The 11532-nt window shown below is 62.1% G+C and carries 11 protein-coding genes and 1 pseudogene; 7 read left to right on the top strand and 5 right to left on the bottom strand.

Annotated elements, in window-relative coordinates:
- Positions 1-652 precede the first annotated feature (652 nt).
- The 7 genes from KUW17_RS20370 (at position 653) to KUW17_RS20340 (ending at position 8150) form a co-directional block, all read left to right on the top strand.
- The gene (locus tag KUW17_RS20370; RefSeq protein ID WP_222482142.1) at positions 653-1591 is read left to right on the top strand and encodes a sulfotransferase; all 939 of its coding nucleotides are present in this window, start codon (positions 653-655) and stop codon (positions 1589-1591) included.
- 317 nt (positions 1592-1908) lie between these two features.
- Positions 1909-2955, top strand: a complete 1047-nt coding sequence (locus KUW17_RS20365; protein WP_222482141.1) for an NAD-dependent epimerase/dehydratase family protein — start codon at positions 1909-1911, stop codon at positions 2953-2955.
- A 3-nt stretch (positions 2956-2958) separates the two neighbouring features.
- Positions 2959-4197, top strand: a complete 1239-nt coding sequence (locus tag KUW17_RS20360) for a class I SAM-dependent methyltransferase (RefSeq protein WP_222482140.1) — start codon at positions 2959-2961, stop codon at positions 4195-4197.
- Positions 4194-5375: a class I SAM-dependent methyltransferase gene (locus tag KUW17_RS20355; RefSeq protein WP_222482139.1), complete on the top strand. Its 1182-nt coding sequence runs from the start codon at positions 4194-4196 to the stop codon at positions 5373-5375. The genes KUW17_RS20360 and KUW17_RS20355 overlap by 4 nt, the downstream gene beginning before the upstream one ends.
- 22 nt (positions 5376-5397) lie before the next feature.
- Positions 5398-6666 (top strand): class I SAM-dependent methyltransferase, encoded by a 1269-nt coding sequence (locus KUW17_RS20350; RefSeq protein ID WP_222482138.1) that lies wholly within the window; start codon positions 5398-5400, stop codon positions 6664-6666.
- A 45-nt stretch (positions 6667-6711) separates the two neighbouring features.
- Positions 6712-7491, top strand: coding sequence for a sugar phosphate nucleotidyltransferase (locus tag KUW17_RS20345; protein WP_222482137.1), 780 nt, complete (start codon positions 6712-6714; stop codon positions 7489-7491).
- A gap of 2 nt (positions 7492-7493) precedes the next feature.
- Positions 7494-8150 carry a PIG-L deacetylase family protein gene (locus KUW17_RS20340; protein WP_222482136.1) on the top strand — a complete coding sequence of 219 codons (657 nt, stop codon included), beginning with the start codon at positions 7494-7496 and terminating at the stop codon, positions 8148-8150.
- Positions 8151-8217: 67 nt separating this feature from the next.
- Here KUW17_RS20340 and KUW17_RS20335 read toward each other — a convergent pair whose 3' ends face one another.
- The 5 genes and pseudogenes from KUW17_RS20335 to mobC all read right to left on the bottom strand — a co-directional run bounded on the left by KUW17_RS20335 (position 8218) and on the right by mobC (position 11496).
- Positions 8218-9078: a sulfotransferase family protein gene (locus KUW17_RS20335; RefSeq protein WP_222482135.1), complete on the bottom strand. Its 861-nt coding sequence runs from the start codon at positions 9076-9078 to the stop codon at positions 8218-8220.
- 141 nt (positions 9079-9219) lie between these two features.
- A pseudogene (locus KUW17_RS20330) lies at positions 9220-9768 on the bottom strand (IS6 family transposase); the annotation flags it as partial.
- Between the two features lie 112 nt (positions 9769-9880).
- Entirely contained in the window at positions 9881-10174 is a 294-nt protein-coding gene (locus tag KUW17_RS20325) for a CcdB family protein (RefSeq protein WP_222482134.1), read from the bottom strand.
- Between the two features lie 12 nt (positions 10175-10186).
- Entirely contained in the window at positions 10187-10408 is a 222-nt protein-coding gene (locus KUW17_RS20320; RefSeq protein WP_222482133.1) for a type II toxin-antitoxin system CcdA family antitoxin, read from the bottom strand.
- Between the two features lie 866 nt (positions 10409-11274).
- On the bottom strand, positions 11275-11496 hold the full coding sequence (gene mobC, locus KUW17_RS23400) for a plasmid mobilization relaxosome protein MobC (RefSeq protein WP_261397318.1): 222 nt from the start codon (positions 11494-11496) through the stop codon (positions 11275-11277).
- Positions 11497-11532: the final 36 nt, after the last annotated feature.

Below are 11532 nucleotides of genomic sequence, written 5' to 3'. Positions count from 1 at the left end.
GCCGGGCTTCAGAATCTTGCTGGCCAGGTCCGCAAGCCGGCTCGTAACATTCTGACCAGCTGCCCAGCCCAAGTCGGAGGAATAGTAAACAGTCATAGGTGTTCCTTTCGCGGACGGCCGCTCGGAGCCGTTTTGCGAGTGTTCAGTCGTGGCAGGGAAACCGAGCTTTGCCTGATCCCTTCGTCTTTCGCAGCGGGTTCACATGCGCAGCTTCGCACCGCGGACCCGATTGCCCCGGTGAAACTTTGAATGTGCCTGCTCGATGCCGGCATGACTGTTCGAAAGCTGTTTCCGGGACAACACCAAACCCGGCACAGGCCCTGATCAGGCATGAAACCGCCGGTCCGGCCTGTCCTGCTGGTGTATTTCCGCGGATGACCAAGGGTCAGTCCCAGGCCGCATCCGGCTCTATTCGTCCGTATCAGGCTCTGTTCGCCCATGGCTGCTGGCGGGGCCGATTGGCAAGGCTGGGATGCCGGAGGGGCAGGCCCCAATCCTTCCGCCCCCGGCTGCAGCAGGGGCCTCAACAAACGGATTGACGAAGGATGCCCGCCTCATAAATCTTATAAGAGAATACCGGCGCGTGCCTGCCGGCACGGCATTTCTGCATTCACGGTCTTTCTCCAAACGGCATTTGCGGGCAATTGGAACAATGGAAAAACAGGCGGGACCGGTACTGATCTATATCGCGGCCTTTCCCTATTCCGGCTCAACGGTTTTTTCCATTGCCCTGGGAAACAGCCCGGATTTCCTGAATCTCGGGGAGGCCAACTTTCTCGAAAACGACTGGCACGACGACCGGCAGTGCTACTGCCGCAAGACGCTTGCGGAATGCCCGTTCTGGGACAAGGTGAAGCGGCAGACCGCTGCCGGCCCGGATTCCGCACCTCCGTCGCTGCAGCTTGAAAACCAATCGCAGCTGCGGTTCCTGGACAGCCGGGACCTTCCGGTCCCCAAGCGCCTGCTGACCACCCTCGGGGTTCCGCTGCATGCGGTTTTCCGGGAAAGCGACCTCAGGGATTATGCCGGGCGCACAGCGACCTTCATCCGGTCCCTGTCGCAGGCCTTCGGAGCCCGTGCCGTTGTCGATGCCTCCAAGAACCTCCGGCGGCTCGAGGCGCTCCGGCTCTACTCGGACCTCGATATCCGGGTGATTGTGCTCAAGCGCCGGGCGCCCGGCCTGCTGGCGTCCCGCCTCAAACGGGCCAAGAGGCGCAATCCATGGTACTCCTCCCTGGCTGCGCCCTTCTATGTGCTTTGGGTCCTTTATCACCGCTTCGCAATCAGGAGATTGACCCGCAAGATGCGGGAAGAGGAGTATCTGGAAGTCAGCTACGATGACTTTTGCGACGCGCCGCAGGCCTTGGAGCGCCGGATCGGGAACTGGCTTGGCACCGCAGTCAGTTTCGAAATCAGCGGCGGCAACGTGATTGACACCTCAAACTCCCACGCGTTCACCGGCAATGTCCGGATCATCAAGCACGATGAGCGCAGCCAGGGTATCCGGCTTAGAAAATCCGCAGCGCCAGCCCCCGGTTCCGGCATGTTCGAGCGGCTGGCGCTGGCGGTGTCCAAGTGGATTGAAATCTAGGGCCAAGCCCCGTTATTTTCGCACCGCCGCCGCCAAAACCGCATCATTTCAGGGGTTTGGACCGCGCCGGGAACCGGCCTGCCGGGTCCCGGCGGCCGCCATTGCTGAAATCCAGGGAATTTCTTTACCTGCGATGCGGCAAGGCTAAGTAGAGTTTTATAAGGCACTCCTGGCCGCGCGATCCCTTTAACGAGACTGATGCGCTGCGGGACTGCATGGGCGGCAGGCGGCTTTTCCGGGAGGGGCCGGCGCCCGCTGCCCCAAAAGGCAAAGAATGCAACTGTCTGGCAAGGAAACGGGTATTAGGGATTTTTAGCGTGAGAGTTTTTGTTACAGGCCACGATGGCTATATCGGGGCCGTGCTGGTTGGTTTTCTCAAGGAACGCGGGCATCAGGTAACCGGCCTCGATACCTTCTACTTCGAAGAATGCGCGCTGTCGGACGTGCCGCGCCCGGACCGGGTCATCCGCAAGGATATCCGCTCGGTCACGGCTGCCGATTTCGACGGCGCGGACGGGGTTGTTCATCTCGCGGGCCTGTCCAACGACCCGATGGGGGATATCAACCCGGCCTGCACCTATGACATCAACGCCGATGCCACGGTGATTCTGGGGCGTGCTGCCAAGGCGGCAGGCGTGCCGAAGTTCGTGTTCGCGTCCTCCTGCTCGATCTACGGGGCGGCAAGCCCTGATGACGTGCTGGACGAGCAGGCGGAATTCAACCCGGTGACGCCATACGGCGAATCCAAGGTCCGCAGCGAAGCGGCCCTGTCGCAGCTCGCGGACGCCGGTTTCTCACCCGTCTACCTGCGCAATGCAACGGCCTATGGCGCCTCACCCAAGCTGCGCGCGGACCTGATGGTCAACAGCCTGGTCGGCTACGCGTATCTGAGCGGTGAAGTCCTGATCAAGAGCGACGGCACGCCGTGGCGCCCCCTGGTCCATGTCGAGGACATCTGCCGGGCGGTGCTCGCGGCGCTGGAGGCGCCGGCCGGAACCGTTCATGACACCGCCTTCAACATCGGCCGGTCATCGGAGAACTACCAGGTCCGGGATGTTGCCGAGCATGTGGCGCGGATCGTGCCGGACAGCCGGATCGTCTACGAGCCCGGCGGCGGCCCCGATACCAGATGCTACCGCGTCGACTTCTCGCGGGCCGAGACCGGCCTGCCTGGTTTCGAACCGGTCTGGACCGTGCCCGCCGGCATCGAGGAGCTGCTGAAATCCTACCGCCAGAGCGGTCTCAGGATGGCCGATTTCGAAGGCAGCCGCTTCATCCGGCTCAAGACACTGAAGGATCATCTTGCGCAGGCAGCCCTGAACAAGGACCTCTACTGGAACAGCCCCCGGCCGCAGGCGCACTGAGCGATGGAAACCGCCGGCAAAAACAAGGGCGCAGAAACCCGCGGCACTGCCTGCCCGTCCTGCGGGGAAGCGGGCCGGACCGCCGCGCTGTACCGGGCGGAAAACATTCCGGCCCAGAGCACCGTCCTGCTGCCCGACGCGGACACCGCAGGCGCCTTCCCCTCCGGCAATATGGCGCTGCACTGGTGCCCGGCCTGCGGCCTCGCCTTCAATGCGGAATTCGATCCGGGCCTCGTCACCTACGGCGACGGCTACGAGGACTCGCAGAGCCATTCGCAGACCTTTGCCGGCTTTGCCGGGCGCCTCGCGCAGGACTGGGCCGGCCGCTACGGCCTGGCCGGCCGCCGCATCCTCGAGATCGGCTGCGGGGGCGGCGATTTCCTGCGCCTCATCTGTGCCGCCGCAGGCGCGCGGGGGACAGGCTACGATCCGGCCTGCCGCCCGGGCCGGGCGCTGGAGCCTGCCGAGAACATCCGCATCCACCCGGAGTATTTCACCAGCAAGCACGTTCCGGCCGACGCGGATTTCATCGTCTGCCGGCACACGCTCGAGCATGTCGGCGATGTCTCGGGGTTCCTGCGCCTGGTGCGCCGCGCCTGCAAGAGCCGCGCGGTGCGGCTCGGCTTCGAAGTGCCCGACCTGCGGCGGATCCTAGCGGAGGGCGCGTTCTGGGACATCTATTACGAGCACGCCTCCTATTTCACCGCCGGCTCCCTGTCCCGGGCCTTTGCCCTGGCCGGCTTCAATGTCCTGCAGGTCCGCCGCGTCTATCAGGACCAATACCTGGTGCTCGACGCGGCCCCGGCCGGGGCCGCCCCGGACCCGCTGCCGCCGGAGGCGGACGACGCCGCGGACACGGCGGCGCTGATTGCGCATTTCACGGCCGAGGCCACCCGCCGGATCGCCGCCTGGAAGGCGCGTTTCACCGCCTGGCAGCAGGCGGGCAAGCGGATTGCCCTCTGGGGGTCCGGGTCCAAGGCCGTCGGCTTCCTGACCACCATCGGGCTGCCCGGGAGCGTTGTCTGCGTGGCCGACATCAACCCGGCCCGGCAAGGCGCCTACATGCCGGGCTGCCCGATGCCGATCATCAGCCCCGATGATCTGCCCGGGTTTGCGCCCGACGTGGTGATTGTCATGAACCCGGTCTACCGGGAGGAAATTACCGCCGCCCTGACGCTGCGCGGCCTCGCCCCCGAGGTCTGCACTGCCAATGACGGCCCGTCCGAAAGGGTGCCGGCATGAGCAGCGTCCCGCCTTGCCCGGTCTGTGCCGCCGATACCGGCAGCATCTTCTTCGAGCTCGGCAGCCAGCCGGTGCTCATCGGCCTGCTGTGGGAAGAAGCCGGGGCGGCGCGGTCCTGCCGGAAGGGGGACATCTCCCTGGCCTTCTGCCCGGAGTGCGGCTTCGTCTGGAACACCCGCTTCGACCCGGGCCTCCTCGACTATGACCAGCGCTACGACAATTCCCTGCATTTCTCGCCAACCTTCCAGGCCTATACCGAAACACTGGTCGCCCGGCTGACCGAAACCTATGCGCTCCAGGGCAAGACCATTGTCGACATCGGCTGCGGCAAGGGCGATTTCCTGGCCCTGCTCTGCGCGGCCGGCGCGAACCGGGGCTACGGTTTCGACCCGTCCTTCGAAGGCGAGCGGCCCAGTGGCCCGGGCTTTGAGCGGGTTGTCTGGAGCAACAGCTATTACTCGGAAGAGCACGCAAAGCTGCAGGCCGACCTTCTGACCTCGCGCTTCGTGTTCGAGCATATTCCCGATCCGATCGCTTTTCTCAGGATGATCCACCGCTCGATCCCGGATCCGTCCCGCACCGCCATCTACTTCGAGGTGCCGAACATCGACCTGATCGTGCGGCAAGGGTCGGTCTGGGACATCATCTACGAGCATTGCTCCTATTTCGCCCCGGCCTCGCTGGCCCGCGCCTTCACCGAAAGCGGGTTCGACGTGCTGCGGACCGACGAGCCTTACCAGCAGCAGTTCCTGTCGATCGAGGCCCGTGCCAACCCGGCCGGCGCCGGCAGCAGCCCCGGCACCGGGGAAAACCTCGCACAGCTGCGGGCGCAGGTCCGCAGCTTCGCGCAGGGCCAGCAGCAGAAACGCGAGACCTGGCGGGAGCGCCTGCAGCAGTGGCAGCAGGAGGGGCGGTCAGTGGCCATCTGGGGCGGCGGCGCCAAGGCCGTCGGATTCCTGAACATGCTGCAGGACCGCAGCGTGATCCGGCAGGTGATCGACATCAACCCGTTCAAGCGCGGGAAATTCCTGCCGGGCACCGGGCAGCGGATCGTCTCGCCCGAAGATCTTGCGGCAGATCCCCCCGACACGGTGGTGCTGATGAACCCGATCTACAGGTCCGAAGTGGAACAATCGCTTGCGCGGATGGGTATGGGGCCTGTACTCTTTGAAGCGTGATTTTGTACGGAATGGTGATTTTATGAGTGCTCCAATTGGTTCATTTCCCTGCCGTTTTTGCGGAACACAAGTCCGCCACTCCCTTGTTGACCTCGGCATGTCGCCGCTGTGCGAGAGCTACGTTGCAGCCGCGGATTACGCCAAGATGGAGCCGTTCTATCCGCTCCATGCCTTCGTCTGCCACAACTGCTTCCTGGCCCAGGTGGACGAGTTTGTCCCGGCCGAACACATCTTCTCGGAGTATGCCTATTTCTCGTCATTTGCCGACAGCTGGGTCGCCCATGCGCGGCAGTACTGCCACGACATGCAGGCACGGTTCGGGCTGGGCGCCCAAAGCCAGGTGGTCGAGGTCGGCAGCAACGACGGCTACCTGCTGCAGCATTTCGTGGAGATGGGCGTGCCCTGCTACGGCATCGAGCCCGCCGCCAATGTCGCACAGACCGCCACCGGAAAGGGGGTGCCGACCGAGGTCGCGTTCTTCGGGGCGGACACGGCCCGGCGGCTGGCCGGCGCGGGGCGCGGCGCCGATCTGATCCTCGGCAAGAATGTCATGGCGCAGGTGCCGGACCTGAACGATTTCGTGGCCGGGCTGAAAATCATGATGCGCCCCGGCGCGGTGATGACCATCGAGTTCCCGCATCTGCTGGCGACCATGGAAGGCAACCAGTTCGATCAGGTCTACCATGAGCATTACTGCTATTTCTCGCTGACCGCGGCCAAGCGCATCTTTGCCCACCACGGGATCACGCTGTTCGACGTCGAGGAGCTGCCGACGCACGGCGGCTCCCTGCGGGTTTTCGGATGCCGCAGCGAAGACGAGGGCAGGCCGGCCACCGCCCGGCTCCGCGCCTTCGAAGAGCGCGAGACGGCGGCCGGGCTCGGCCGGATCGAAACCTATGCCGCCTTCGCCGAACAGGTGCGCGAAACCAAGCGCGCGGCGCTCGCGTTCCTCATCGAGGCAAACCGGGCCGGCAAGCAGGTGGCGGCCTATGGCGCCCCCGGGAAGGGCAACACCTTCCTGAATTACTGCGGCATCAAAACCGACCTGATCGCCTATACCGTCGATCGCAACCCCTACAAGCAGGGCCGGTTCCTGCCCGGCTCGCGCATCCCGGTCTTCGCGCCTGAAAAGATCGCGGAAACACGGCCGGACGTCATTGTCGTCCTGCCCTGGAACTTTTTCGGCGAGATCTCGCAGCAGCTCTCCTACACCGCGGACTGGGGCGCCGAAATCGTCCGCTTCGTGCCGGAAGTCGAGACGCTGAACGCACGCCTCCCCAAACGCGCCTGATCCGGGGGGACCGCGCACGGGGAGACCACAAACGGAGGACGGCAGATGAAGGTAGTCTTGTTTTGCGGCGGCCAGGGAACCCGGCTCCGCGACTATTCCGACCAAATCCCGAAGCCGCTTGTGCCGGTGGGCGGGCGCCCGATCCTGTGGCACATCATGCGCTACTACGCTGCTTTCGGCCACACGGAATTCATCCTGTGCCTCGGCTACAAGGGCGAGACGATCAAGCGGTTCTTCCTCGACTACGACGAATGCCTGACCAATGATTTTATTCTCGAGCAGGGCGGCGCCAAGATCCAGGTGCTCGGCAACGACATCAGCGACTGGCGCATCACCTTCGTGGACACCGGCCAAAGCACCAATATCGGCGGCCGCCTTCTGAAAGTGCGCGAGCATCTCGAAGGCGAGGAGATGTTCCTTGCCAATTACGCCGACACGCTGACGGACATGGACCTGAACGCCATGATATCCGAATTCTCCGGCACCAGCGCCGTGGCCGGATTCTGCTGCGTGAAGCCGCCCTATTCGTTCCACCTCGTGTCCTTCGGCAGCGAGGGGCTGATCTCGCGCATTTCGGACGTGAAGGAGTCCGGCATGTGGATGAACGGCGGCTACTTCGTGCTGCGCCCGGAAATCTTCGACAAGCTCCACGAAGGCGAAGAACTGGTCATCGAAGGCTTCGACCGCCTGGTCCGGGAACAGCGGCTCTTTGCCCACCAGCACCAGGGGTTCTGGACCTGCATGGACACCTTCAAGGAAAAGCAGGCGCTCGACGACCGGGTCGCGGCCGGGGATACCCCCTGGCGCGTCTGGAGAACGGACTAGCCATGCAGGGCCTCCGCTTCGGCAGTCTCCGGACCATTCTCTGCCTCGGTGCGCACAGCGACGACATCGAAATCGGCGCCGGTGCAACCCTGCTCCGGCTGGTGCGCGAGAACCCGGACGCCCGGGTGGTCTGGGTGGTGTGTTCGGCCGCGGGTGCGCGCGGCGGCGAGGCCGCAGAAAGCGCCAACCGGTTCCTGCAGGGGGCAGGCGGCTCCGACATCCGCCTCGGGGAATTCCGGGACGGCCATTTCCCGGCCCAGATGAGCAGTCTCAAGAGCTATTTCGAGGCGCTGAAGCCGCTCGATCCGGACCTGATCCTGACGCATTACGGCCAGGACCTGCACCAGGACCACCGGGCCGTTTCGCAGGCGACGTGGAACACGTTCCGCAATCACACCATCCTGGAATACGAGATCCCCAAGTGGGATGGCGGCCTCGGCTCCCCGAATGTCTTCGTGCCCGCCTCCGCCGCTGACACCGACCGCAAGATCGCGGTGCTGACATCCTGTTTTGCGTCCCAGGCGGACAAGCACTGGTTCGACGACCTGACGTTCCGGGGGCTGATGCGGCTGCGCGGGCTGGAATGCAACGCTCCGGAGCATCTGGCGGAAGGCTTCTATGCCCGCAAGATCAGCATCGGCGGCCTGCCGCTGGACTAGCCGCTGCTGCGGCAGGCTGCGGTTTGCGGCGGCAGCGGCACCTCTGAATTGACAAAGCCCTTGGAAATTATCTCCACCTCGGCACAGGTCGGGATAGGAACGTTTCGACCGCACGAATATCAGCTTCGAAATCGACCAACAGTTTTGCACGGAACTCGGTAGATATTGCCGGAGGAGGGGCTTGTTTTAGGAATAGTTCGCGTTTGATTCCGACTTTTCTAAGAATGCGCACTAGCCATTCCATGTCCATGCGGTTTAAGCGGCTACGCACGTATTTCGCCTTCTTCACCAGCCAAAGCGAGCGTGGCGCACCCTGTGTTGTGCGGACCCGTTTTGTTTCAATATACGTATCATAATTGGTTGAATCGACACCCATAAAACCGAGCAGGGACTGTAAGAACTCTTTCATATGTTCAGGGGATTCAAATATCTCTTCGTATATTCCGACCAGCACCTGATCTGGCGGGAAGTACTCAAGAACTTGCGACAACAACTGCGCGTAACGGCTGTACTCAAGAATGACCTCTTGATCGTAGATTGCTTCTTCGAAAGGCAAAACCGTTCGACCGTTTTCGACAAACATGCGGTAGTTTGAGATCATTCGGTCAACCGGATTCCGGAAAATTATGATGATCTTCAAGTCGGGGTTATAGCTATGAATGCGCTGTAACGTTTCGCTCTTGAGGATGTAGGAAGTACTGATTTCCCCGGCGGCATGATATTGTTCTGTGCCGGTGAACAAATCTTCGTACCATTGCTCGCCTCGGTCATAGAACTTGTCAAAAAAGAAGACTTCTTTTTGATCCTTCGGCAAAAAAACATCGGGGTGTTTTCTCAAGACAGAATCGAGCCATGTTGTTGCGCATTTAGGGGGGCCGACCCCCAAGAAAGTAGGCGCTCTTTTCCCCCCCCGAACCTGACTGTTCAATGTATCCTCCCTCGTGATCCTCCCCACTGAAGTAGTCCGCCGTTATGTTTAGGAAAACGGGAACGGGCTTTGTCAGGTTGCTGATGTCAGGCTGAGTTTTTCGGTGATGGCGAAGATCAAGCGGTCAATTCGGCGGAACAGCCGGTCCATGATCTTCTCGCGTCTTCGGGTATGCCGGTGGGAGGCCTCGCTTCGGTTGTTCAAGCCCTTGTGCTGGCAATGCTCGATTCCGGGTGCGGTCTGTGCCTTGGCTGCACCCTAGGATCGCAGTTTGTCCGTCACCAGGACACGGGGCTGGCCCACCGTTTCATGAGTTTCCGCAAAAAACGGAGGGCAGCGGCCTTGTTGCGTCGCGATTGGATCAGGATTTCGAGCACATCGCCCTTGGCGTCGGCGGCCCACCAAAGCCAGTGGCTCCGCCCCTTGATCCGGATCACGACTTCATCGAGATGCCATTTGTCCGCCGGCGCTGAACGGTCCCGGCGGATCTTTGCAGCAAACTGATGCCCGAACCGGTTCACCCAGTCACGGATCGTCTCGTACGAAACCGTGACACCGCGTTCCGCCAACAGATCTTCGACGTCGCGCGGGCTCAGAGCGAACCGATGGCAGGCCCAAAACGGCGTAACCAATCACGCTCCTTGGAAACCGGAAGCCTTTGATCCGGAACATATCTTCGATGTTCAGCATGACAGTGAACGACCCCGCCGATGCGGCGTCAGCAACCTGACAAAGCCCTCTTGAGATGAGCCATCAGAACGACGGAGACGAGAGAGATCACGAGAAAGGAGAGACCTCTCGCTCAAACCCCGTCAATCAAGATATCCAGGGCGCGCTTCAGCTCGTCACGGTGCTCTTCAAGCGATCCGATGGGCTCTCCCAACTCCGTCCCTGCAACCGCGGCCAGTTCCTGAACCCGGACAATCCACGTTGCCGCTTCGGCCTCGACAGATGGCGTCAGCCCCGGGAAGGCCGCGTACCGGCCCGCTTCACGCAAAGGCGCCACGATGCGCGACGCGTCGATCCCGATCAGATCGGTTTGCAAGTCCACGACAAGTTGCCCGCCGTTCAGGCGATAAAGATCGAACTGCGCCATTGGAGCCGCACCTCAGAAACTTCTGTACCGGGCGAGCGGCAAACCGTCTTTCGCAACCTCATCGGCATAGGCGCTGATCGCCGCACTGTTCTCCTCACGCCAGCGCCGGTTCCGTTCAACCTTGGCGGCCTCGGCAATCGCCGCCTCTGCAAGGCGCGACATATTCAAACCCAGCGACCGGGCCGTTTCCGCCACATCTGCGTCCAGCGTGAGATTGACCTTAACACGTCCCATCGAAACCTCTCGGAAAATACGTATATTACAGGAGTATAATCCTTACGCCTCTTCGAAACAAGATGAGCCTGACATCAGCAACCCGGCAAATCCACTCGTAATGATGATTATGTGAATTTTTCGCGACCAATGAGTTTCTTGGCCCTAAAACAGAGCGAACATACCCATGAACGCGATCGGTGAAAACGCAGCCAGCACCATTTTGCGCATGTTGCGGATTTGCGCAAGGGCAGGACATTTCTGCCGTCCCGGCGGTTTCTACCCTTGCCCGACCTCGTGCGGACATCAGCACCGCGCAACAGTGACTTGGTTTCCTCTGGGGCACATGCGGATGCGGGATATCCGTGTGAAGCGCCGCGGCGCAGTCGTAGCGACCGCCGAATTCCCATCCGGCCAACGCCAACAACGCACCTGTAACACCAGTGGCGTTTGTATTGCCCGTTATAAATAGAATGATGGTGGTAGTCCGGGTACAGCTCAGCAGCAACTTGCTTGCCGTCAGCACCTCGCCCCGATGAACGCCTCGGCCTCAAGGCTGATGTAGCCGGTGTGATTAGAAACGCGCCGCGCCTCGGCGTTTCGCGCAATCTTGACCGGTCTCCCGTGCTTGTCAGTCTTCGAACCTTCGCCGTAATCTCTGTCGCGCCCTCGTCCTCCCGCGCCAGCCGAGTTTTGTTAGCTGCACAGATCGTCAGGCCGACCCTAGAATCCGATGACGCATTGCAGCCTGCTTGCACGCCAGGCTTAGACTGCTGAAAGCCGCTGTCCTTGTCAGTCCTTACGACAAAAGCCGGTCGCCGCGCTCCCCTCCATGCGACCCTTGGACAGCCAGCAGTTCCAAAAACCGTAAGTTTTCTTGAAGCTGTTCAATCCGCAAGCTCCTCCTCATCGAGGCCCAGCTGAAACGCCAGCCGCCCCCGGGCAAACTCACGCACCTGCTGGCGCAGCTCCGCCACGTCATTGCGCAATTGCTCCACCTCGGCCCTGGCCGGGGCATAGCTGTCCCCGGTGAATACCCCGCGGTTCATCGCATAGGCGATCTGGTTCACGTTCGTGGCCAGGCCCTGGATCTGCCGCAATCCTGACATGAACCGTCGGCGGTCCCTTGCCGTTGGCTGCGGCGA

Source organism: Leisingera aquaemixtae, from assembly GCF_019801145.1.
GTDB lineage: Bacteria > Pseudomonadota > Alphaproteobacteria > Rhodobacterales > Rhodobacteraceae > Leisingera > Leisingera aquaemixtae_A.
This window is presented reverse-complemented; position numbering and strand designations above follow the sequence as displayed.